Genomic DNA, 20,736 nt, shown 5'->3' with positions numbered 1-20,736 from the left:
AGGGTGGGCCGCTGAACCACTCCTTTCGTGACCCCGCGTCTGCGATGCTGATCGGCATGGGTGAGGGAGATCGGGGGCGGGGCGCGGGCGCGGGCTCCTGGATACGGCGGCGTGCTGCCGCGGTGGCGTTGACGTGCGTCGGAGTGGGAGTCGCTGTCCTGCACGTGCTGGCGCCCGGGCTGAGGATCGACGGCGTCACGATCACGCTGCTCGCGGTGGCGGCGGTGCCGTGGCTCGGAGAGCTGTTCCGAAGTATCGAGGTGCCGGGTCTCGGGAGGGTCGAGTTCTGGGAGCGCAGGCTCGAGGCCGTCGAGCGGGCAGCGAACGCGGCTCTCGTCGGGGACGGTCCCGAGGGCGGGGCCGTGGACGACACCGAGGCCTGGGACGCGGTCAGGGAACTCGCCGCCGAGTACGTGAAGGTACGTCTTGAACTGCCCAGCGGCCGGGCGCGGACCCGCCGGATGGACCAGGTCTTCGCCCGTCTGGTGCGCGCGACGCAGCGCGTGCGGGACTTCGACGCGGGCGCGTTGCTGGGATCCCAGGACGCCGGACTGCGCCTGGCCGCCTATGCGCGCCTGTATGCGCTGCCCGAGCCCGAGGTGCTGGACGCGTTGGTCGACGCGGTGACCGGCGAACCGCTCCCCTTCAACCAGTACTGGGGGCTGCAGGCCGTCGGGAGAGGCGTGGAGGACGTGGGAGCGGAAAATGTTCCGTTCGGTGTGGTGCGGCGCTTGGAGGACTGCCGTTCCCGGATGCGGCACGCCCCCGACCGGGTCGAGCTGATCGATCGCATCCTCGAGGATCTCGGTGAACGCTGAGCGGCAGGCGGGTGCCAGACGGCATTCGCCTGCCGCTCGCGCCCGTCAGGCCGCCGTGCCGCCCGCGTAGTCGCTGTTGAACGTCGTCTCGATCGTCTGGGCCACCGGTTCGGCCACGCCCGTGCCGGTGAGGATGATGCCGAGCTCTCGGTTGTTGCTCAGGGAGTTGCTGCTGATGTTCATGGAGCCGGCCTCGACCTCCTGGGTGGTCAGGCCGTAGTCGGCGACCATGGCCTTGGCGTGGATGTAGAAGCCGTTGGGGTCGGAGTAGCCGACGACCGTGCCGCCGGCGGCCTTGACGGCGGAGACCTGGCTGGAGTAGCTGGAAGGATTCTCCAGGACCACGCGGACCTTCACGCCGGCCTTGGCCCGCGCGACGATCGCGTTGACCACCGTGCTGTCGCTGAACTCCAGCTCCTCCACGTCCAGGCTCTTGGTCGCGGAGTTGATGAAGGACACCAGGCGGTTGCGGGAGTCGTTGGGGGACCACAGCAGGTGGTCGCCGTCGGTCGGGGTGACCGAGGTCGCCGTGTAGTCGGCGTTGAAGACCTTCTCGATGGCGGCGACATCGCGCGTGTCGTCGGTGAAGACGCCGTAGTCGCGGCTGGTCGTGTAGTACTGCGCCGTCAGATTGCCGGTCATGACCAGGGACTTGACGCCGTCGACGGTGATCGTCTTCTGGTGGGTGTAGACGAAGGCCGAGGACGACCAGACCACGCCTATGCCCGCGTTCTTCAGGGACGTGTACGCCGAGTTGTTGGCGCTCTGGTGCTGGCGGTCGAGGATGACCCGGACGGTGACGCCCTTGTTCTTCATGGCTATCAGGTCGTTGACGGCCGTGGTGTCCTCCAGCTCGTACATGGTCATGTCGAGCGTGCTGGTGGCCGAGTCGATGAAGTCGTAGATCGTCGGCTGGCTGCCGGTCTGGGAGAAGGCGAAGGCCGAGTAGCTCGCGGCGTTCGCAGGGACGGCCGTGGCGACGACGGCGGCGCCGGCGGTCAGGGCGATGGCCGCGCGGGTGAGGACCTTCCGCAGCATGCGTGACTCCTAGGCTCACGGGCGAGGAGGGGTGGCGCGGGCATGACACCACGCGCGTAGAACGCTGGGGAGGCGCGCGGATCCAGGGATCGCCAGGAGAGCGCAAAGACTTCGTATGACAGCGCCGGTTTGCCCGTGAATGCCCGCTGTGGGGTGCCTAGGAGTCAGCGACCGGGCCGACAGGACGTCGGCAAAGGCGGGGGCCCGGCGGGCGTAGCGTAGAAGGCATGACGAAGTACGGATCCTTCCCCGGTACGCGTCCCCGGCGGCTGCGCACGTCGCCCGTCATGCGCCGCATGGTCGCCGAGACGCGCCTGCACCCGGCCGACTTCATCCTTCCGGCGTTCGTCCGGGAGGGCGTGAGCGAGCCCGTGCCGATCGCCACCATGCCCGGTGTCGTCCAGCACAGCCGCGACAGCCTGAAGAAGGCCGCGCTGGAGGCCGTCGAGGCCGGGATCTCCGGGATCATGCTGTTCGGCGTGCCGGAGGAGGCCAAGAAGGACGCGCAGGGGACGGCGGGCACCGACCCGGACGGGATCCTGCAGGTCGCTCTCCGGGACGTACGCGCCGAGGTCGGCGACGACCTGCTCGTCATGTCCGACCTGTGCCTGGACGAGTTCACCGACCACGGGCACTGCGGGGTACTGGACGCCGAGGGCCGTGTCGACAACGACGCGACCCTGGAGCGGTACGCCGAGATGGCCCAGGTGCAGGCCGACGCCGGTGCGCACGTGGTCGGGCCCAGCGGGATGATGGACGGCCAGATCGGCGTCACCCGCGACGCGCTCGACCAGATCGGGCGCGAGGACGTGGCGATCCTCGCCTACACCGCGAAGTACTCGTCCGCCTTCTACGGCCCCTTCCGCGAGGCCGTGGCGTCGTCGCTGCAGGGCGACCGCAAGACGTACCAGCAGGACCCGGCCAACTGGCGCGAGGCCCTGCGGGAGCTGGCCCTCGATCTGGAGGAGGGCGCGGACATGGTCATGGTCAAGCCGGCCGGGCCGTACCTCGACATCCTCGCCCGGGTCGCGGACGCCGTGGACGTGCCCGTCGCCGCCTACCAGATCTCCGGCGAGTACGCGATGATCGAGGCCGCCGCCGAGAAGGGCTGGGTCGACCGCGACCAGGCCATCTTCGAGACCCTGACCGGCATCAAGCGCGCCGGGGCCCGGAACATCCTTACCTACTGGGCGACCGAGGTGGCGCAGAAGCTGCGCTGAACCGGATGCGAGCATGCCACGGCCCTCGGCCCGGCTCGGAGTGGAGCCGGGCCGAGGGGCGCGTGCTTGTCGGGCGGTTTGTCAGGGAGTTCCGGCCGGGGTCAGTCCCACCAGAAGGCCCAGGCGGGTGCACCTATCAGGTCCTTCGCATAGGCGCGGAAGGTGTCCTGCTCGCCCTGGAGCACGTTGTCCGGGCAGAACGCGAAGTGCTCCGCCGCCACCGCCTCGGCGTCCTCCTCGGTGGCCGGCGGAGCCGCCACCGAGACGACGAGGGAGTCCAGGCCGAGGGCCACCACCCGGATGCCGAAGCGGTCCTCCCAGGAACGCAGCACCGCGCACATCCGGGCCACGTCACTCTCGTAGTTCACCGGGCCGGTCCAGCCGATCGCCGCCGGGATGTCGGCGGACCGGCGGGCCGGGACCAGGGCGAGGTGCGCCTCCTCGATCATCGCGCCCCGACCGCCCTTGAGCGTGTCGGCGACCTGCGCGGCGCGGGTGTCCGGGTCCGCGGAGAGGGAGCCGGCCGGTGCGAGACCGGGCCACTCACCCCCGAACGGCTCGATCTCCTCGTCGAGCTCGCCGTCCTGCGTCTCCTCCTCCCAGTACTCCGCCAGGACCTCCTCGGCGTCGTGATCGCCGGGGTACGACGTCTCGCCGGGGCGCAGCGCCCAGTCCTCCGGTCCACCCCGGGACGCCGCCAGGTCCACGAGCACCGGCAGCAGGCCGGCGCGGGCCGCCGGCGCGCCCAGCGCCTTCCACGTGCCCGGCGCGGCCGGCTTCTCCGCATGCCACAGCAGAGGTTCGTGCCAGGGCCCGTCGTACGCCATGTCGACGAGCCTGCCGGGCGGCAGTTGAAGCCCGAGGGTACGGCCGCTGGGGTCGGTGGCCAGCATGGGCAGCGGGTTGGGAAGAGTCGCCATACCCGTGACTGTAAGGCCCGCCACTGACAAAGCCGTTGAGCTGCGTATGCGATGAACCCATGACCGCCGCAACCGCTCTTACCGGAGGGTGTTGTGATGGGCGGGGACACGGAGACCGTGTGACGGGAAGGACGGAGGAACGTGCGGATCGGGCGTTACCCGGTGCGGTGGCACATCGTGCTGCTCACCCTGTGGACGGCCGTCTGGTTCGTGGTGGCCGAGCGCCACGCGGCCGTGTCCTGGCACTATCTGCGCGAGGGCGAGCAACTGCTCTTCGGCCAGGGCGACGGCGGCGGCCTCGCCCTCTACGCCAACCACCCCGAGCTGCAGATCGGACCGGTCAGCTTCCTGGTCGCCGGACTCTTCGCACCCTTCCCCGCCGCTCTTGGTGAGAAACTGGCCGACGCGTTCATGTCCGGCCTGGGCCTCTACATGCTCGTCCTGGTGGGCCGTGCGGCGGCCGACCACTACCTCGGCACAGGCGTCAACCACAAGCGCCTCCAGCAACGCGTCCTGATCGCCGGGGCGGCCTTCATCCCCATGTGGGTCGAGGTCTCGGTCCGCTTCGCCCACCTCGACGACGTCCTCGCCCTGTTCTTCACCACCCTCGCGGTCCGGGCACTGGTCCGGGGCAATGCGACGTCGGTGGGCGTCTTCCTGGCCCTGGCGGTCGACTCCAAACCCTGGGCCGTAGGCTTCCTGCCCCTGCTCCTGGCCCTTCCCCGGCCCACCCGCCTGCGCGCGGCGACCTGGACCGTCGGCCTGGTGGCGGTGGCCTGGCTGCCCTTCTACCTGACCCACCTGGAAACCCTGCACGCGGCCCGCTTCACCATCCCCAACCAACGGGCGTCCTCACTGCGCTGGTTCGGCGTGAACGCCCCCGCGACCCCTTGGTGGGACCGCCCCGCGCAGATGGCGCTCGGCATGGGTCTCGGCGCGCTGGCGGTACGGCGGGGCCGCTGGCCGGCGGTGGTCTTCCTCGCCGCCGACGCCCGCATCCTGCTCGACCCCAGCGTGTACACGTACTACAACGCCTCGGTCCTCCTGGGCACCCTCCTCTGGGACTCGATCGGCCAGCGCCGCCTGGTCCCATGGGTCAGCTGGATCGCCCTCATCTCCCTCTACGGCAGCGCCCTGCTGGTCCCCTCGGACTCCACCCGGGGCCTCATCCGACTGGCGTTCTGCATCGGCTCGGCGGCGTATGTCCTGTTCTGCCCCCAGCGGACGCCACGCGGCAGACGGGGCCGACGGTCACTTCAGGGAGGCGGTGAAGGCGGCCCAGGTGGCGGGCGCGAGGTGCAGGGCGGGGCTCGCGGCAGGGCCGTTCTTTGAGTCGCGGACGTGGATGGTGTGAGGGCAGGCGGCGACTTCCACGCACTGGCCGCCCTCGTCACCGCTGTAGCTCGACCTGCGCCAGGCGACGGCCACTTCGAGGCACGCGCCGCCTTCGTCGCTGCTGTACGTCGACTTGAACCACTGAAGTGCTTGGCTGCTCATAGCTCTCCTAGCAGGCGGTCGAGCAGGCCCGACGAGTCCTGAGTCGTCAGGGCCTGTGTCCGCAGCATCGCATACTTGCGCGCCAGGATGGACACCTCTTCCGCGTCGGAAACCCACTGGCTGCCGCGCTGCGATTCGGTGTAGGCGAGGTGCTGGTGGTCGGGCGTTTCGAGCAGTGCGAAGGGTCCCGCGAGCCCCGCGTGGAAGGGGCTGTCCAGCGGCAGGATCTGGAGGGAGAGACAGGGCAGTCCGGCCATCTCCCGCAGGAACCGCAACTGCTCCCTGCGGGTCTCCTGCGTGCCGATCCGCGACAGCAACGCGGGCTCCCACACCACGAAGCTCAGCGTCGGCGGACACCTGCGGTTCAGGATCTCGTGACGGTCGAGACGCAGCCGGAGCGTCTTCTCCAGATCCTCCTCCTCGTACGGGGGGACGCGGTTTCGCAGGACCGCCCGCGCGTACGCCTCGTTCTGGAGCAGACCGGGGATGACGGCGTTGTCGTACCAGGACAGGCTGATGGCCACCTTCTCCTGTTCCATGTACTCCTCGGCCCACAGCGGGAACTGGTCGATCTCCGGCAGGTTGGCCACCCCGGCCGCCAGTGTGCCCTTCGTCCCCAGGAACGCGTCCAGCAGCTCGGCGATGTCCGGCTTCAGCAGTCGCCGGCCCTGCTCGATGGACGCGATCGTCTCCTCGTTGAGGTTCAGTGCGGCACTCAGCGCCGACTGGCTCAAGCCCGCCGCCCGCCCGCCGCGCCGCCGCCAGCTGTCGGCCCAGCATCTTCATGGCCGACCGGTTCTTCCTCCGCGTAGGCGTCATGCCTGCTGAACTCCCCGCACGTGCCCGGCACCACCCCGTACGAACCCGTACAAACAATCTGTACGGGATCACGCACTGATCCAGACTAGTCACCCTGCGCGACATTCGCCCCGTGAACGCACACATCGAACTCCCCTGCCAGCGCGACCAGTTCTACGGCCGCACCCGCCGATCCGTCCCCGCCGCCAGGCGGTTCACCGACTGGTCCCTGACCTACTGGGGGCTGGCGGCATGGGAGCGGAGCGCGGACGTGTCGCTGTGCGTGAGCGAGTTGGCCACGAACGCGCTGACGCACGGAGTGCCGCCGGGGCGCGGGTTTCTCCTCCGCCTCCGGTACGACGGCGCCCTCGTCCGGGTCGAGGTGCACGACAGCGGAACCGGTGTTCCCGAGGTCGTGGACGATCCGGACGAGGGCGGACGTGGGCTGTTGCTGGTGTCGGCGCTGGCGGACAAGTGGGGGGTGGCCGAGCGGTGCCCCGGCAAGGTGGTGTGGTGCGAGTGGTACCGGGGCACCTCGGACGCCTACGCGGCGGAGAGCGCGTCGGCCGCGGAGGGCTCCCAGACCGAGATCCGGGGGGCGTGAACGTGGGCCTTCACCGGGATGCGGAGGGTGTCCCCGCTGTCGAGCCTGACGGTGAGGTACGAGGTGTCGCTGCCCTGGCCCGGAGCGTCCTGCTGGTCGAGTGCGACGCCCTCGTAGTTGGACTGCCCGGGACGCAGGACGTCGGGACCGCCGCCGATGCCGTCGGGGGTGGTGGCCCGGATGTGACCGTCGAAGGTGACGAGGCCGATGATGCCGAGGTCGCAGGGCGTGCCGGCGGTGTTCTTCGCGGTGATCAGCAGGTGGTTGAGCGGCTGTGAGACCGGCGCGGCGGTGACCGTCAGCTGCCCCGCCCGGCACAGCCCGGCCCGGCTGCCGGTGCCCGATCCGGACGCGGTGCCCGAACCGTGCGGGCCGGGCTTCTTCCCGGCGGTCGGCGCGGCCCCGGCCGAGCTGCCGCCCCCGGCCGCGGTGCCGGCGGAGCCACGCGAGGACCCGGAGACGGGCGAGGCCGAGGCGGGCGTCTTCGCCGCCGAGGCGGTGGTGGCCGTGCCGGTGGGGGCGGCACCCGTGGCGGAGGCAGGGTCACAGGCGACGAGGGCGAGGGAGCCGAGGGCCAGGGTGGCCGCGGAGGTGAGAACGCGGTGGAAGGACATGTGGTGCTTCTCCCGTTGGTTGGTTCGCTCGGGGCCGGATCGGGTGAACCGGCCGATGACCTGAACCGTGCGGGGCGATTCGTCCCACGCGCTAGATTTCCGGGGGAGTTGGGAACCCTGGAACCGTTCCATCCCGTCTGAACTGGGGAAACGTGGGGGCCTGGAACGCCGTTCCGGGACGGTGGGGAGAGACGATGGCGGACGAGTCCCGGGAACTGGGCGAGCTGCTGCTCGCGTTGAAGGAGCGCTCCGGCCGCAGCTACGGTGCGCTCGGCAAGCGGCTTCACGTCAGTACGTCGACGCTGCACCGCTACTGCAACGGCACGACGGTGCCGAACGAGTACGCCCCGCTGGAGCGGTTCGCGCGGGTGTGCGGGGCCACCCCGGACGAGTTGGTGGAACTGCACCGCCGCTGGATCCTGGCGGACGCCGCTCGGCGGAGGGTGCCGGAGGCCGGGGACCGGGCGGAGAACGCCGTTGCAGGGGTGGGAGAGGCTTCCGACACCCCCTTGGTCACCGGCACCCCCTTGGCCGCCGAGGCTCCGGCGCCCGCCCAAGCCGGCAGCGACCCCGCGCCGACGGCCGCTCTCCCCGCTCCGGCCGCCCGGCCCCGCCGTCGGCGGTCGGCCCTCGTGGCCGCCGTCGCCGCTGCCGTCACCGTCTCGGCCGCTGTGGTCGCCGTGGCAGCACAGTCCGGCTCGGACACCGGCGGCCGGCGGGGGAGCACGGCGCACGCGGCCGGAGGACCCGGCGCCACGCGTCACGGGGTGACCGCCTCCGGGCGCGCCCCGGCCGGAACCTCCGCCCCGCCTTCCGGCAAGTCACCGTCCCCGTCGGCGGACGCCCGCTCCTCCGCCGGGACGGCGGCGGACGCCGACGTGTCCTCGGGCGGCGGCACCCCAGGCGCCGGCACCACACCGCCCTTCCATGTGAACGTCCTGACGAACAACTGGGACATGCCCTGCGACCAGTGGTTCCTCGTCCAGCGGCCGCCGGGCAGCGTGCCTCCGCCGCCGGCGAGTCAGGCCACCGGCGGCTGGGCCGCCGCGGAGGGTGCCGTACCCGCCGGGCATCTGCGGCTGCAGGTCACCGTGCAGGGCAGCAACAGTCGGCCCGTGGTGCTGCACGCGCTCAGGGTCGTGACGACCAGCACCGGGGCGGCCCCGAGAGGCAACGCCTACACGATGGGCAGCCAGTGCGGCGGCGGCCTCACCCCCTCCTCGTTCGCCGTCGACCTCGACGCACCGTCCCCGAATGCGCGGCCGGTGCCCGGTGATGAGGGCAGCGCGACGAACTTCCCGTACAAGGTGTCCGTGGACGACCCGGAGGTGCTCAACATCGACGCGAGCACCGACGGCCACGACGTCACCTGGTACCTCGAACTGAGCTGGAGCAGCGGCGACCAGCAGGGCACCGCCCGGATCGACGACCACGGAAAACCGTTCCGCACCGTCGCCATGAAGGGCGACAAGGCCTATTGGTACAACGCCGACGGCGCCGACGAGTGGCAGCCGTACACCCCGCCGACCACCGGTTAGAGGAGCGGGGGAGCGGGGAACCTCCTCAGACGAGCGTCGTGATGCAGAACGGGTGCCCGGCCGGATCCAGCAGCACCCGCCACCGCTCCCCGCCCGGCTGGAACTCCGGCTTGGCGGCGCCCAGTTCCAGCAGCCGCTTCTCGGCGAGGTCCAGGTCGTCCACGCCCAGCTCGATGTGCGCCTGCTTCTCCTGCGCCGGGTCCGGCCAGGTGGGCGGGCGGTAGTCCGCGAGGCGGTTGAAGCCGAGGCCGGTCGCGCCCTCCTTGCCGAGGAGGACGAAGTCGTCGGTGGAGTATTGGGCGGACATGCCGAGCAACTCGCCGTAGAAACGGGCCATTTCGGCAGGGTCGGAGCAGTCGAAGGTGACGGCGGCGTAGCGGAACGCGGGTGCGGAAGCGGTCTCCGTAGTCATGAGGAGGACCCTAGGGCGCAAGTAGGACAGCTGCCGTCCTAATTCCGCTCCCGACCCGCGCGCCGGCTACCCGTCAGGGAGTCAGAGCTTCTCCGGCGTCCTGATGCCCAGCAGGGCCATCCCCTGGTGCAGGGTGCGGGCCGTGATGTCGCACAGGAAGAGGCGGTTCTCCACCTGGGCCGGCGTCTCGGCCTTCAGGACCGGGCACTTGTCGTAGAAGGACGTGTAGAGGGACGCCAGCTGGTAGAGGTACGCGGCCAGCTTGTGCGGGGCGTACTCCGCCGCCGCCTCCGCCACCGTCTCCGCGAAGGCGTCGACGTGCAGGCCGAGGGCGCGCTCAGCCTCGGCCAGTTCCAGCTCCGGGTGCGCGGCCGGGCGGGTCCCGCCGGCCTTGCGGAGGATGGACTGGATACGGGCGTACGCGTACTGCAGGTAGACGGACGTGTCGCCGTTCAGGGACACCATCTGGTCCAGGTCGAACTTGTAGTCCCGGTTCGCCGACGTCGACAGGTCCGCGTACTTCACCGCGCCGATGCCCACCTGGGCGCCCCGCTCGGCGATCTCCTCCTCGGACAGGTCCTGGGCCTTCTCCCGTACGACGGCCGAGGCGCGGTCGATCGCCTCGTCGAGGAGGTCGACCAGGCGGACCGTCTCGCCCTCACGCGTCTTGAACGGCTTGCCGTCCTTGCCGAGGACCGTGCCGAAGGCCAGCTGGAAGGCGGTGACGTCCTCGTTCAGCCAGCCGGCCCGGCGCGCCGTCTCGAAGACCATCTTGAAGTGCAGGGCCTGGCGGGCGTCCACCACGTAGACGAGGTTGTTCGCCTTCAGGTTGAAGACGCGGTCGCGGATGGCGGACAGGTCCGTCGCCGCGTAGCCGTAGCCGCCGTCCGACTTCTGGACGATCAGCGGGACCGGGTTGCCGTCCGGGCCCTTGATGTCGTCGAAGAAGACGCACAGGGCGCCCTCCGAGCGGACCGCGACGCCCGACTCCTCCAGGAGGCGGCAGGTCTCGGCCAGCATGTCGTTGTAACCGGACTCGCCGACGATGTCGGGGTCGCGGATCTCCATGTCCAGCTTCTCGAAGACCGAGAAGAAGTAGATCTTCGACTCGTCCACGAACTTCTGCCACGTGGCCAGGGTGTGCGGGTCGCCGGCCTGGAGGTCGACCACCCGGCGGCGGGCCCGCGTCTTGAACTCCTCGTCGGAGTCGAAGAGCTTCCGCGCGGCCTTGTAGAGGCGGTCGAGGTTCGACATCGCCTCCTCGCCCGAAGCCAGCGTGTCCTCGGTGGACGCCTTGTGGTCCAGCTCGTGCGGGTGCTCGTCCAGGTACTGGATGAGCATGCCGAACTGGGTGCCCCAGTCGCCGATGTGGTGGCGGCGGATCACGTTCTCGCCGGTGAACTCGAGGAGCTGGACCACCGAGTCGCCGATCACCGCCGACCGCAGGTGGCCGACGTGCATCTCCTTCGCCACGTTCGGCTGCGCGTAGTCGATCACCGTCGTGCCCGGCTGCGCGGCGGTCGGCACGCCGAGGCGGCCCGTCTCGTCCGCGTACCGCGCGGCCAGGTTCCCGGTGATCGCGCGGTCCGCGATCGTGATGTTCAGGAAGCCGGGGCCGGAGACCTCGACGTCCTTGATCAGCTCGTCACCCGTCACCACCTGGGAGACGACCTGCGTCGCCAGCTCCCTCGGGTTGGCCTTCGCCTTCTTGGCCAGGGCCAGGATCCCGTTGGCCTGGAAGTCGGCCCGGTCGCTTCGTCGCAGCAGCGGGTCCGCGCCGGCGGCCTGAGGCAGGGTGGCCGAGAGGGCGGACGCGAGGTGCTGCTGGACGTTGTCGCTGAGGGACGTGACCGAGGCCATAGGAATGGGTGCCGTTCTCCTCGTGGGAATGGATAGACCCAGCCAGTATCCCACGGCAGGTAAAGCCGTTTTCGCCGTCGCATCCCGGTCTGTGAGAATGGAGTGTCACCCCGATCAGACGGAGTGCCACCCCGTTCAGAAAGAAGGACGTGCCGATCGTGGCTCAGAGCACCGAGACCACCGACTGGGTCTCCCGTTTCGCGGATGAGGTCATCGAGGAGTCGGAGCGCCGGGCCCCGGGTAAACCCGTTGTCGTCGCGTCCGGCCTCTCCCCCTCCGGCCCGATCCACCTCGGCAACCTGCGCGAGGTCATGACCCCGCACCTGGTCGCCGACGAGATCCGCCGCCGCGGGTACCAGGTCCGGCACCTGATCTCCTGGGACGACTACGACCGCTACCGCAAGGTCCCGGCGGGCGTCGCGGGCATCGACGAGACCTGGGCCGAGCACATCGGCAAGCCGCTGACCTCGGTGCCGGCGCCGCGCGGGTCGTCGTACCCGAACTGGGCCGAGCACTTCAAGGCCGCGATGATCGCCTCGCTCGCCGAGCTGGGTGTCGAGTTCGACGGGATCAGTCAGACGGCGCAGTACACCTCCGGCGCCTACCGCGAGCAGATCCTGCACGCCATGAGGCACCGCGGCGACATCGACGCGATCCTCGCCCAGTACCGCACGAAGAAGGCCCCGAAGAAGCAGCAGCAGAAGGCCGTCGACGAGGCCGAGCTGGAGGCCGAGGAGGGCTCGGGCGCCGCGTCCGAGGACGACGGCAGCTCCGGCTCCGCCGGGTACTTCCCGTACAAGCCGTACTGCGGCAACTGCGAGAAGGACCTGACGACCGTCACCTCGTACGACGACGACTCCACCGAGCTGGCCTACACCTGCACCGCGTGCGGCTTCGCCGAGACGGTCCGGCTCAGCGAGTTCAACCGCGGCAAGCTGGTCTGGAAGGTCGACTGGCCCATGCGCTGGGCGTTCGAGGGTGTCGTCTTCGAGCCGAGCGGTGTCGACCACTCCTCGCCGGGCTCGTCCTTCCAGGTCGGCGGGCAGATCGTCGGGATCTTCGGCGGGAAGCAGCCGATCGGCCCGATGTACGCGTTCGTGGGCATCAGCGGCATGGCGAAGATGTCCTCGTCGCGCGGTGGGGTCCCGACCCCCGCCGACGCGCTGAAGATCATGGAGCCGCAGATCCTGCGCTGGCTCTACGCCCGCCGCAGGCCCAACCAGTCCTTCAAGATCGCCTTCGACCAGGAGATCCAGCGGCTCTACGACGAGTGGGACAAGCTGGCCGGGAAGGTCGCCGACGGCTCCGCGCTGCCGGCCGACGTGGCCGCGTACACCCGCGCGGTCGGCACGGCCGCCGGTGAGCTGCCGAAGACGCCGCGCCCGCTGCCGTACCGCACGCTCGCGTCCGTCGCCGACATCACCGCCGGGCACGAGGACCAGGCCCTGCGGATCCTGTCCGAGCTGGACCCGGACCAGCCGCTCGCGTCCCTGGACGAGGCGCGGCCCCGGTACGACAGGGCCGAGGCCTGGATCAACACGCACGTGCCCGCCGACCAGCGGACCATCGTGCGCGCGGAGCCCGACGCCGAGCTGCTGAAGTCCCTCGACGAGGCCTCCCAGCAGTCGGTGCGGCTGCTGCTGGACGGGCTCGCCGACCACTGGTCGCTCGACGGCCTGACCCACCTCGTGTACGGAGTGCCCAAGGTGCAGGCCGGGTTCCCGGCCGACGCCACACCGAAGGAGCTGCCGGCCGAGATCAAGACGGCTCAGCGGTCCTTCTTCGCCCTGCTGTACCACCTGCTCGTCGGGCGGGACACCGGCCCCCGGCTGCCCACACTGCTGCTCGCGGTGGGGCAGGAGCGGGTGCGGGCCCTGCTCGGGGAGTAGCCGCGACATACGAGGAGGGGGCGCCCGGTGTCACCGGGCGCCCCCTCCTCGTATGCGTCACGCGATGTGGTCCGCTTCGAGTTCTGCGGAGTGGCGCTGCTGGAAGCGCTCCGCGAGGGCCTTCAGCGCGCTGGGGCTCAGCGTCGTCCCGAACGTCGCCTGGATGTTGTCGCCGAGGACCCGGGGCGTGGGGTAGCTGCCGTCGATCGACTGGCGGAAGACCTGGTAGTAGGCCTCCTCGTCGGGTTCGGGGGGGCCGCCGCCCTCGCCCAGTTCACGGGTGCGGTTCGGGCCCACCGGGATGGGGAAGCTGCCGGTCTCCTCCGGCGAGGGCTGCTGGAACTGCTCGGGGGGCTGTTCCTCGTACCACTCCTCGTACTGCTCCTCGGGGGCGTACTGAGGTTCTTGCAGCATCGGGTCGTAGGTGGGGTCGTAGCCGCCGTGGTACTCGACCTCGCGCGGGGTCTGGAACCAGGGGCTCTGCTCGTCCACGGGGGCGCTTTCCGGCTGCCCGGTGTTCTGGCGGGGCAGTTCGGGGCGCTGCCCGCCGACGGGTGCCGCCTGCTGTGGGACGGGCGCCGCACCGGTGGCACGACTGCCCGCTGCCACGGCGGGTATCAGGCTCGGCTCGATGCCCGCCGCCGCGAGGCCTGCCGCGGCCGTCTCCGCCAGTGGGACCCCGTACCGCGCCAGCCGCAGCGGCATCAGGGACTCCACCGGAGCCTTCCGGCGCCACGCGCGGCCGAAGCGGGAGCGCAGGCGCGCCTGATAGACGAGACGTTCCTGCTCCAGCCTGATCACCTGGTCGTAGGAGCGCAGCTCCCACAGCTTCATACGGCGCCAGAGGAGAAAGGTGGGCAGGGGGGAGAGGAGCCAGCGGGTCAGCCGGACGCCCTCCATGTGCTTGTCCGCCGTGATGTCGGCGATCCGGCCGATCGCGTGCCGGGCCGCCTCCACGGCGACCACGAACAGCACCGGGATCACCGCGTGCATGCCGACGCCCAGCGGGTCCGGCCAGGCGGCGGCGCCGTTGAACGCGATCGTCGCCGCCGTCAGCAGCCACGCCGTCTGGCGCAGCAGCGGGAAGGGGATGCGGATCCAGGTCAGCAGCAGGTCCAGGGACAGCAGGACACAGATGCCTGCGTCGATGCCCACCGGGAACACATAGGAGAAGTTCCCGAAGCCCTTCTTGAGGGCCAGCGCACGGACGGCCGCGTAGGAACCTGCGAAGCCGATGCCGGCGATGATCAAGGCGCCGGTCACGACCACGCCGATGAGAACGCGGTGCATCCGAGTCAGCTGCAGTGGCGCGGCCACGCGTACTCCCCTCCCCTTGCCTGTTGTTGCGCGCAACAGGGTGGCACACGCGAACGGCGAACGTGGCACCGGTCGGGGCTTCGGACCCCTCCGGACCCCTCGGTCAGTTCTTCTTCGTGGCCGACTTGGACGGAGAAGCGCTGGAAGAGGCCGACTTGGACGGAGAGGCCGACTTCGACGGGGCCGACGACGCGGAACCCGCCGACGACGAGCCGCCGTTGGCGGACGCCACCGCGCCCACCGCCTCCTTGACCGCGCTCTCCGCGGCCTTCGTCAGGGCGTCGGCGTCCGGGGTCTTCTCGCCCGCGAGACCGGCGCCGTTGTAGTCGAGCGTGACGACCACGTTCTCGACCCGCGCGACCACGGTCTGCTGCTTGAACAGGCCTTCCTTCTTCTTCAGGTCGTAGCGCACCGCCGTCGCCTCCGCGCCCGTGCCGGACAGCGGGAGCTGCTTGACGTTCTGCGCGCCGGCCACCGACGCGGAATCCTTGACCTGCTGGACGAAGTACGTGTGGGCCTGCGTGTCACCGGCACCGCGCGTGCTGTCCGAGTCGAACCGGAGCAGGGACACGTTCAGCCACCGGAACTGCGAGCCCTTCACCCCGTTGTTGTCCAGGCTGCTCCAGGAGCAGGAGGTCCGCGACGACGGATCGTCCGAACCGCCCTTCTTGCCCGACGTGTCCTTCGGCACCAGATCCGTCAGGGTCTGCTTCGACAGCACCGCACACGCGTCGGGCAGCTTCTGGTACGCGGCCGCCTGCACGGACGCGGACGCGCCCGCCGAGGGCGTCGTGCCGCCGCCCGCGGACTGCTGCGCGCTGCTGTCCGTGGCCTTGTCCTTGGAATCGCCCGAGTCCGACGAACAGGCGGCGGTGATCAGCACCGCCGGCACGGCTGCGGCGCAGACAAGAACACGGCTCAGGCGCTTGCCACGCATCTGTTGCTGGGCACGGTCGTCTCGCTGGGCTGCTCGCTGCATGGTTCCTTCACTCATGACGCTCGGTGTTCGTGCGGGTTCCTGCGGGGGCCCACGGTACGCGGTGAAGGAGCTGTGCGGTTTCGGTTCGGGCGCTTTCCGCGCGGTGCGGCGAACGGCTCCCGTGGCGGTCAACCGCCCAGCGCGTCGTCCAGTTGAGCGGCCAGTTTACGGGCCCTGTCCTGCATTTCCTTGCTGTCGGGGACCGTTCCCACGGTCGTCGGCTGCTCCTCGTACTCGATGGTGACGACCACGTTGGACGTGCGGAACACCACAGTCACCGTCCGCTGTTCGGCCGTCGAACCGGACGAACCGAGCTGGTCGTCGATATACGCCTCGTCACCGAGATCGGTCAGCACCCGCGGCTGCAGATCGGCCGCGGCGGAATCCGAGGAGGAGGGGGAGGAGGAGCCGGAAGCGGAGGCGCCGGCGTTCGCGGAGGACGAGGCCGGGCCGCTGGGCGACGGCGAGGACGTCGGCGTCGGCGTGCTCGTCCCGCTCGTCCGGCTCGTGCCGGTCGTCCCGCCCGTCGTCGAGGAGCTGCTCGGCGCGGGGAGGTCGGCGGCCGACTCCTTGCCCTCGAACAGCTTCTTCGCCTGGTCGTCGTCGCTGACCGTGTTGTCGTACGACACCACGCGCTCGAAGTCGACCGAGAGGCGGTCGGTGGCGTCCGTGGACTCCACCTTCCAGTGGCAGCCGACCTTGCGATCGGTGTCATAGGTGAGCGCGGCCTGGCCCTGGTAGGCCTTGTCCCGCTGGCCGGGGTCGGCGATCTGCTTGATGCCGGGCAGCATCGAGTCGAGGGTGTCGTGGCCGATCGCGCGGCAGGGTTCGGGCAGCGTGCGGTACTTGCCGGGCTGGGCGACGGGCGAGGCGGTGCCGGCGTTGCCCGGATTGGCGTTGTCCGTCGGGCTGCCGCCGCTCGTGCCGCTCGTGCAGCCGGCCAGCAGCGCCGCGAGGAGGGCGGCGGTGCCGGTTACGTACGCCTTCCGCTGCACGGTCGGGCTCCTCTCGGGTGTGCGCTCGCTTGGTGCTCCAGTGTCCCCGCTGGTTATTCGCTTGCCGCAGCGGGGCGTCCCCTGGAGACAATGTGTATCGCACGCGCTGCCGTGGCCGCCGGTCCCTTGTCCTTTTTCACCGGCGCCGGCGCTGCTTTTCTGCTTTGCTGCTTATAAGCCTTGCGTAAGCCTTTGTTGTCGTTTTCGGGGGAATGAGGAACGTATGTCGTACGTGGAGATGCCGGGCGCGAAGGTCCCGATCCGGATGTGGACCGACCCCGCGACGGTCGAGGACGTGGCCCTGCGTCAGCTCCAGAACGTGGCGACCCTGCCGTGGATCAAGGGCCTGGCCGTGATGCCGGACGTGCACTACGGCAAGGGCGCGACGGTCGGCTCCGTCATCGCCATGCAGGGCGCGGTGTGCCCGGCGGCGGTCGGGGTGGACATCGGGTGCGGGATGTCGGCGGTGAAGACGTCGCTGACGGCGAACGACCTGCCGGGTGACCTGTCGCGGCTGCGGTCGAAGATCGAGCAGGCGATTCCGGTGGGGCGGGGGATGCACGAGGATCCCGTGGAGCCGGGGGACTTCCATGGGCTGGCGACGGCGGGGTGGGAGGACTTCTGGGGGCGGTTCGACCAGGTCGCCGATGCTGTGAAGTTCCGGCGGGAGCGGGCGACTTTGCAGATGGGTACACTCGGCGCCGGGAACCACTATGTCGAGATATGTATTGACGTGTCCGATTCGGTGTGGCTCCTGCTTCACTCCGGTTCCCGGAACATCGGCAAGGAACTTGCCGAGCACCACATCGGCGTGGCCCAGAAACTCCCGCACAATCAGGGCCTGATCGACCGCGATCTCGCCGTCTTCGTCGCGGACACCCCGCAGATGGCGGCCTACCGCAACGACCTGTTCTGGGCGCAGGAGTACGCCAAGTACAACCGCACGCTGATGATGGCGCTCCTGAAGGACGTTGTCCGCAAGGAGTTCAAGAAGGCCAAGCCGACGTTCGAGCAGGAGATCTCCTGCCACCACAACTACGTTGCTGAGGAGCGGTACGAGGGCGTGGACCTGCTCGTCACCCGTAAGGGGGCGATCAGGGCCGGATCCGGTGACTTCGGGATCATCCCTGGCTCGATGGGCACCAGCTCGTACATCGTGAAGGGGCTCGGGAACGCAAAGGCCTTCAACTCGGCCTCGCACGGGGCGGGTCGGCGAATGAGCCGTAACGCGGCGAAGCGTCACTTCACGACCAAGGACCTGGAGGAACAGACCCGGGGCGTGGAGTGCCGTAAGGATTCCGGCGTGCTGGACGAGATTCCGGGTGCCTACAAGAACATCGATCAGGTGATGGCGCAGCAGCGCGACCTCGTTGAGGTGGTGGCGAAGCTGAAGCAGGTTGTCTGCGTGAAGGGCTGACACGCAAAGGCCCCCGGCCGGTGCCGGGGGTCGGGCTCACTTTGCGTGCCGTACCGCGTAGATCATCACGAAGGCCACGATGTGGATGCCGAAGAGGAAGTAGCCGAGGAAGTACCAGACCTTGCGTTCGTCCTTGGTCTCCTGGGCCAGGCGGGCCTTTTCGAGGGAGTCGGCGGCGTCGGGGGTCTCGGGGGATTCGGGCATCACAGCTCCCGATGGACCTTGGTGTTGGACGCCTGGGCGCGGGGGCGCAGGACGAGCAGGTCGACGTTGACGTGGCTGGGGCGGGTGACCGCCCAGGTGATCGTCTCGGCCACGTCGTCGGCGGTGAGGGGCTCGGCCACGCCCTCGTAGACCTTGGCCGCCTTCGCCTCGTCGCCGGCGAAGCGGGTCAGGGCGAACTCGTCGGTCTTGACCATGCCGGGGGCGATCTCGATGACGCGGACCGGGCGGCCGACGATCTCCAGGCGGAGGGTCTCGGCGAGGACATGGGCGCCGTGCTTGGCGGCGACATAGCCCCCGCCGCCCTCGTACGTGCCGTGGCCGGCGGTGGAGGAGACGACCACGACCACGCCGTCGCCGCTCGCCACCAGCTTGGGCAGCAGGGCCTGGGTGAGGTTCAGGGTGCCGATGACGTTCGTCTCGTACATCGTGCGCCAGTCCTGGGGGTCGCCGGTGGCCACCGGGTCCGCGCCGAGGGCGCCGCCCGCGTTGTTGACCAGGACGCCGATGGTCTGGAAGGCCGTCGCGAACTCGTCGACGGCCGCGCGGTCGGTCACGTCCAGCTGGTAGGCGACCGCCGAGTGGCCCGCCCTGGTCAGCTCCTCGGCCAGCGCCTCGATACGGTCCTTGCGGCGGGCGGTGAGGACGACGCGGTAGCCGGCCGCGGCGAGCTGCCGGGCCGTGGCGGCGCCGATGCCGCTGCTCGCACCGGTGACGACGGCGATGCGGGAGGCGGGGGCCATGGGCAGCTCCTGGAGTTCTGGTGGCTATCGGCTCCGTCCAGCGTAAGTGAGGCTCAGGCGCCGTTCCTCGGGGCCCACATGATCACGGCCATCCCGGCGAGACAGATCAGCGCGCCCACGATGTCGTAGCGGTCGGGGCGGTAGCCGTCCGCGATCGCGCCCCACAGAAGTGAGCCGGCGACGAAGATGCCGCCGTACGCGGCCAGGATGCGGCCGAAGTGGGCGTCCGGCTGGAAGGTGGCGACGAATCCGTACGCGCCGAGGGCCAGGACCCCGCCGGTCATCCACAGCCAGCCCCGGTGCTCGCGCACGCCCTGCCAGATCAGCCAGGCGCCGCCGATCTCGAAGACGGCGGCGACGACGAACAGGGCGGCGGAGCGGAGGATCGACATGGTCAGCAGCTTGGCATGCGGGCCGCGGGGGCCCCGGCGCGGCCTGTCACCTGATGGACGGCGCCTGCCCCGTTGTCCGCGTGGCATACATCCCTACGCCAGTCGGATCGGATGCGTGAAGTGGTGAGCGGCGTGCGGATGTGGACCTGGGGTGCGGCGGGGGCCTTGGCCGGCGTGGTGCTGGGGGCGGGCGGTGCCGTGGCCGCTCCGGCGCCCGTGCCCGCGACCGGTCTGGCGTTCCACGGGAGCGCGGTGATGGACGGGGACCGGGTGGAGGTGATGCTGACCCCGCGCAACGGCGGGCCCGCCGCCGTGCCGGACGCGACCGTGCGGCTGCGCTGGTCGGTGGCGCTGGCCGAGGAGCAGCGGTTGCCCGCGCGGTGCGTCCGGGAGGACGACCGGACGGTGCTGTGCGGCACGGGCGCGCTGGCCGCGAACGGGGTGGGGGAGCAGCTGGATGTGCCGGTGCGGCTGAAGGAGAAGCCGTCGGAGGTCACGCTGGACATCGACACGGTGTGGGCCGGTGGCGCGACGGACGAGGGCCGCACGAACGACCAGGTGAAGGTGCTGGTGCTGGACACCGGGGACGCGTACGCCTTCTGAGGCCCGCCGATCGGGGGATCGGGCGGGGTTCTGCGCGTCGTAGCGCTCGCGGGCCGCTCGTACCTCCTCGAAGTGGGTCTCGGCCCAGTCCTTCACGGCGGTCAGCAGGGCGGCGAGGCTGCCGCCGGGCGGGGTGAGTTCGTAGTCGACGCGGACGGGGACGGACGGGGTGACCGTGCGGCTGATGATGCCGTCCCGTTCGAGGGTGCGCAGGGTCTGGGTGAGCATCTTGGGGCTGACGCCGGCGATCTTGCGGCCGAGGTCGCTGTAGCGCATGGGGCCGGTGGCCAGGGCGGCGACGACGAGGCTGACCCACTTGTCGCTGAGCCGGCCGAGGAGCTGGTTGGTGGGGCATTCGCGCAGGAAGGCGTCGTAGTCGGCGCGGGCCTGCTCGCGGCGCTGGGCGGCGGTCATGGTCGCCATGGGCTCTTCCCTTCGGGTCAGCTACGCACTGCTGGTGCGGCTGGTGGACGAGGGGGTGCTGACCCTGAGGGTGGCCGAGACGTACGCCCTGGGGGAGGCGGCCAAGGCGCATGCGCGGCTCGCGGAGGGCGGGGTGCGCGGGCGGCTCGTGCTCGTGCCCTGAGCCCTGAGGCGGCGGACCGCCCCGAGGTGGCGGACTCGCGGGGTGACCGGAATAACCCGGCAGGGGTGGCGGTTCAGCGGATATAGTTGAACCGTAAACAACCTGGAGGGTGAGCGACCATGCAGTTCGGGATCTTCACGGTCGGCGATGTCACGCCGGACCCCACCACGGGGCGTACGCCGACCGAGGCGGAGCGGATCAAGGCCATGGTCGCCATCGCGCTCAAGGCCGAGGAGGTCGGCCTGGACGTCTTCGCCACCGGTGAGCACCACAA

General features: G+C 70.3%; 22 protein-coding genes and 2 pseudogenes. 10 read left to right on the top strand and 14 right to left on the bottom strand.

Annotated elements, in window-relative coordinates; all coding sequences use genetic code 11:
* Positions 1-56 precede the first annotated feature (56 nt).
* The gene (locus ACFYOH_RS41680) at positions 57-818 is read left to right on the top strand and encodes a hypothetical protein (protein WP_388636721.1); all 762 of its coding nucleotides are present in this window, start codon (positions 57-59) and stop codon (positions 816-818) included.
* 45 nt (positions 819-863) lie between these two features.
* On the opposite strand, the gene ACFYOH_RS41675 is transcribed toward ACFYOH_RS41680, so the two are convergent.
* Positions 864-1,856 carry a phospholipase D-like domain-containing protein gene (locus ACFYOH_RS41675; protein ID WP_388636719.1) on the bottom strand — a complete coding sequence of 331 codons (993 nt, stop codon included), beginning with the start codon at positions 1,854-1,856 and terminating at the stop codon, positions 864-866.
* A 227-nt stretch (positions 1,857-2,083) separates the two neighbouring features.
* Here ACFYOH_RS41675 and hemB point away from each other — a divergent pair, with 227 nt between their 5' ends.
* Positions 2,084-3,076 (top strand): porphobilinogen synthase, encoded by a 993-nt coding sequence (hemB, locus tag ACFYOH_RS41670; protein ID WP_388636716.1) that lies wholly within the window; start codon positions 2,084-2,086, stop codon positions 3,074-3,076.
* A 101-nt stretch (positions 3,077-3,177) separates the two neighbouring features.
* Here hemB and ACFYOH_RS41665 read toward each other — a convergent pair whose 3' ends face one another.
* On the bottom strand, positions 3,178-3,996 hold the full coding sequence (locus ACFYOH_RS41665) for a DUF4253 domain-containing protein (RefSeq protein WP_388636713.1): 819 nt from the start codon (positions 3,994-3,996) through the stop codon (positions 3,178-3,180).
* A gap of 141 nt (positions 3,997-4,137) precedes the next feature.
* Between ACFYOH_RS41665 and ACFYOH_RS41660 the strand changes: the two genes are divergently transcribed.
* Positions 4,138-5,328 carry a hypothetical protein gene (locus tag ACFYOH_RS41660; RefSeq protein WP_388636712.1) on the top strand — a complete coding sequence of 397 codons (1,191 nt, stop codon included), beginning with the start codon at positions 4,138-4,140 and terminating at the stop codon, positions 5,326-5,328.
* Here ACFYOH_RS41660 and ACFYOH_RS41655 read toward each other — a convergent pair.
* Positions 5,248-5,493, bottom strand: coding sequence for a DUF397 domain-containing protein (locus tag ACFYOH_RS41655; protein WP_388636710.1), 246 nt, complete (start codon positions 5,491-5,493; stop codon positions 5,248-5,250). The two genes, ACFYOH_RS41660 and ACFYOH_RS41655, sit on opposite strands and share 81 nt — an antisense overlap.
* The gene (locus ACFYOH_RS41650; protein ID WP_388636707.1) at positions 5,490-6,227 is read right to left on the bottom strand and encodes a Scr1 family TA system antitoxin-like transcriptional regulator; all 738 of its coding nucleotides are present in this window, start codon (positions 6,225-6,227) and stop codon (positions 5,490-5,492) included. The genes ACFYOH_RS41655 and ACFYOH_RS41650 overlap by 4 nt, the downstream gene beginning before the upstream one ends.
* Before the next feature lie 197 nt (positions 6,228-6,424).
* On the opposite strand from ACFYOH_RS41650, the gene ACFYOH_RS41645 reads away from it, so the two are divergent.
* Complete coding sequence (locus tag ACFYOH_RS41645) at positions 6,425-6,895, top strand: ATP-binding protein (RefSeq protein ID WP_388636704.1); 471 nt, start codon at positions 6,425-6,427, stop codon at positions 6,893-6,895.
* Here the strand turns inward: ACFYOH_RS41645 and ACFYOH_RS41640 are convergent.
* Positions 6,835-7,509 (bottom strand): hypothetical protein, encoded by a 675-nt coding sequence (locus ACFYOH_RS41640; protein WP_388636701.1) that lies wholly within the window; start codon positions 7,507-7,509, stop codon positions 6,835-6,837. The two genes, ACFYOH_RS41645 and ACFYOH_RS41640, sit on opposite strands and share 61 nt — an antisense overlap.
* 194 nt (positions 7,510-7,703) lie before the next feature.
* On the opposite strand from ACFYOH_RS41640, the gene ACFYOH_RS41635 reads away from it, so the two are divergent.
* Entirely contained in the window at positions 7,704-9,047 is a 1,344-nt protein-coding gene (locus ACFYOH_RS41635) for a helix-turn-helix domain-containing protein (protein WP_388636699.1), read from the top strand.
* A gap of 25 nt (positions 9,048-9,072) precedes the next feature.
* On the opposite strand, the gene ACFYOH_RS41630 is transcribed toward ACFYOH_RS41635, so the two are convergent.
* Positions 9,073-9,459 carry a VOC family protein gene (locus tag ACFYOH_RS41630; protein WP_388636696.1) on the bottom strand — a complete coding sequence of 129 codons (387 nt, stop codon included), beginning with the start codon at positions 9,457-9,459 and terminating at the stop codon, positions 9,073-9,075.
* A gap of 81 nt (positions 9,460-9,540) precedes the next feature.
* Complete coding sequence (argS, locus tag ACFYOH_RS41625) at positions 9,541-11,319, bottom strand: arginine--tRNA ligase (RefSeq protein WP_388636694.1); 1,779 nt, start codon at positions 11,317-11,319, stop codon at positions 9,541-9,543.
* Between the two features lie 149 nt (positions 11,320-11,468).
* On the opposite strand from argS, the gene lysS reads away from it, so the two are divergent.
* Complete coding sequence (gene lysS, locus ACFYOH_RS41620; protein WP_388636691.1) at positions 11,469-13,208, top strand: lysine--tRNA ligase; 1,740 nt, start codon at positions 11,469-11,471, stop codon at positions 13,206-13,208.
* 57 nt (positions 13,209-13,265) lie between these two features.
* Here the strand turns inward: lysS and ACFYOH_RS41615 are convergent, their stop codons facing one another.
* The 3 genes from ACFYOH_RS41615 to ACFYOH_RS41605 form a co-directional block, all read right to left on the bottom strand.
* Positions 13,266-14,498 (bottom strand): DUF2637 domain-containing protein, encoded by a 1,233-nt coding sequence (locus ACFYOH_RS41615; RefSeq protein ID WP_388636771.1) that lies wholly within the window; start codon positions 14,496-14,498, stop codon positions 13,266-13,268.
* A gap of 130 nt (positions 14,499-14,628) precedes the next feature.
* On the bottom strand, positions 14,629-15,519 hold the full coding sequence (locus ACFYOH_RS41610; RefSeq protein WP_388636688.1) for a DUF3558 domain-containing protein: 891 nt from the start codon (positions 15,517-15,519) through the stop codon (positions 14,629-14,631).
* Positions 15,520-15,632: 113 nt separating this feature from the next.
* Positions 15,633-16,499, bottom strand: a complete 867-nt coding sequence (locus tag ACFYOH_RS41605; protein ID WP_388636685.1) for a DUF3558 domain-containing protein — start codon at positions 16,497-16,499, stop codon at positions 15,633-15,635.
* A 223-nt stretch (positions 16,500-16,722) separates the two neighbouring features.
* On the opposite strand from ACFYOH_RS41605, the gene ACFYOH_RS41600 reads away from it, so the two are divergent.
* Positions 16,723-17,916 (top strand): RtcB family protein, encoded by a 1,194-nt coding sequence (locus ACFYOH_RS41600; RefSeq protein ID WP_388636682.1) that lies wholly within the window; start codon positions 16,723-16,725, stop codon positions 17,914-17,916.
* 36 nt (positions 17,917-17,952) lie between these two features.
* On the opposite strand, the gene ACFYOH_RS41595 is transcribed toward ACFYOH_RS41600, so the two are convergent.
* From ACFYOH_RS41595 to ACFYOH_RS41585, 3 genes are read right to left on the bottom strand one after another with little or no spacing between them, the layout of a single operon-like run.
* The gene (locus tag ACFYOH_RS41595; protein WP_388636680.1) at positions 17,953-18,120 is read right to left on the bottom strand and encodes a hypothetical protein; all 168 of its coding nucleotides are present in this window, start codon (positions 18,118-18,120) and stop codon (positions 17,953-17,955) included.
* On the bottom strand, positions 18,120-18,881 hold the full coding sequence (locus tag ACFYOH_RS41590) for an SDR family NAD(P)-dependent oxidoreductase (RefSeq protein ID WP_388636677.1): 762 nt from the start codon (positions 18,879-18,881) through the stop codon (positions 18,120-18,122). The genes ACFYOH_RS41595 and ACFYOH_RS41590 overlap by 1 nt, the downstream gene beginning before the upstream one ends.
* 53 nt (positions 18,882-18,934) lie before the next feature.
* Complete coding sequence (locus tag ACFYOH_RS41585) at positions 18,935-19,273, bottom strand: YnfA family protein (protein ID WP_388636674.1); 339 nt, start codon at positions 19,271-19,273, stop codon at positions 18,935-18,937.
* A 111-nt stretch (positions 19,274-19,384) separates the two neighbouring features.
* Here ACFYOH_RS41585 and ACFYOH_RS41580 point away from each other — a divergent pair, with 111 nt between their 5' ends.
* Positions 19,385-19,876, top strand: a complete 492-nt coding sequence (locus ACFYOH_RS41580; protein ID WP_388636671.1) for a hypothetical protein — start codon at positions 19,385-19,387, stop codon at positions 19,874-19,876.
* A gap of 27 nt (positions 19,877-19,903) precedes the next feature.
* On the opposite strand, the pseudogene ACFYOH_RS41575 reads toward ACFYOH_RS41580, so the two are convergent.
* Positions 19,904-20,299: pseudogene (locus ACFYOH_RS41575) on the bottom strand (winged helix-turn-helix transcriptional regulator); the annotation flags it as partial.
* A gap of 25 nt (positions 20,300-20,324) precedes the next feature.
* On the opposite strand from ACFYOH_RS41575, the pseudogene ACFYOH_RS41570 reads away from it, so the two are divergent.
* Positions 20,325-20,462 (top strand): annotated as a pseudogene (locus ACFYOH_RS41570) (zinc-binding dehydrogenase); the annotation flags it as partial.
* A gap of 119 nt (positions 20,463-20,581) precedes the next feature.
* Positions 20,582-20,736: LLM class flavin-dependent oxidoreductase (locus ACFYOH_RS41565; protein ID WP_388636768.1), on the top strand; the 155-nt coding region annotated here is incomplete at its 3' end.

The organism is Streptomyces sp. NPDC007856 (assembly GCF_042868225.1).
Lineage (GTDB): Bacteria > Actinomycetota > Actinomycetes > Streptomycetales > Streptomycetaceae > Streptomyces.
This window is presented reverse-complemented; position numbering and strand designations above follow the sequence as displayed.

Excerpts from the sequence above, each read along its gene's own strand:
- ACFYOH_RS41680 (WP_388636721.1), top strand. The coding sequence starts at position 57 with ATGGGTGAGGGAGATCGGGGGCGGGGCGCGGGCGCGGGCTCCTGGATA.
- argS (WP_388636694.1), bottom strand. The coding sequence starts at position 11,319 with ATGGCCTCGGTCACGTCCCTCAGCGACAACGTCCAGCAGCACCTCGCG.
- ACFYOH_RS41675 (WP_388636719.1), bottom strand. The coding sequence starts at position 1,856 with ATGCTGCGGAAGGTCCTCACCCGCGCGGCCATCGCCCTGACCGCCGGC.
- ACFYOH_RS41580 (WP_388636671.1), top strand. The coding sequence starts at position 19,385 with ATGCGTGAAGTGGTGAGCGGCGTGCGGATGTGGACCTGGGGTGCGGCG.
- ACFYOH_RS41635 (WP_388636699.1), top strand. The coding sequence starts at position 7,704 with ATGGCGGACGAGTCCCGGGAACTGGGCGAGCTGCTGCTCGCGTTGAAG.
- ACFYOH_RS41585 (WP_388636674.1), bottom strand. The coding sequence starts at position 19,273 with ATGTCGATCCTCCGCTCCGCCGCCCTGTTCGTCGTCGCCGCCGTCTTC.
- ACFYOH_RS41615 (WP_388636771.1), bottom strand. The coding sequence starts at position 14,498 with ATGCACCGCGTTCTCATCGGCGTGGTCGTGACCGGCGCCTTGATCATC.
- ACFYOH_RS41665 (WP_388636713.1), bottom strand. The coding sequence starts at position 3,996 with ATGGCGACTCTTCCCAACCCGCTGCCCATGCTGGCCACCGACCCCAGC.
- ACFYOH_RS41610 (WP_388636688.1), bottom strand. The coding sequence starts at position 15,519 with ATGAGTGAAGGAACCATGCAGCGAGCAGCCCAGCGAGACGACCGTGCC.
- ACFYOH_RS41640 (WP_388636701.1), bottom strand. The coding sequence starts at position 7,509 with ATGTCCTTCCACCGCGTTCTCACCTCCGCGGCCACCCTGGCCCTCGGC.
- ACFYOH_RS41600 (WP_388636682.1), top strand. The coding sequence starts at position 16,723 with ATGTCGTACGTGGAGATGCCGGGCGCGAAGGTCCCGATCCGGATGTGG.
- hemB (WP_388636716.1), top strand. The coding sequence starts at position 2,084 with ATGACGAAGTACGGATCCTTCCCCGGTACGCGTCCCCGGCGGCTGCGC.
- ACFYOH_RS41595 (WP_388636680.1), bottom strand. The coding sequence starts at position 18,120 with ATGCCCGAATCCCCCGAGACCCCCGACGCCGCCGACTCCCTCGAAAAG.
- ACFYOH_RS41655 (WP_388636710.1), bottom strand. The coding sequence starts at position 5,493 with ATGAGCAGCCAAGCACTTCAGTGGTTCAAGTCGACGTACAGCAGCGAC.
- ACFYOH_RS41630 (WP_388636696.1), bottom strand. The coding sequence starts at position 9,459 with ATGACTACGGAGACCGCTTCCGCACCCGCGTTCCGCTACGCCGCCGTC.
- ACFYOH_RS41590 (WP_388636677.1), bottom strand. The coding sequence starts at position 18,881 with ATGGCCCCCGCCTCCCGCATCGCCGTCGTCACCGGTGCGAGCAGCGGC.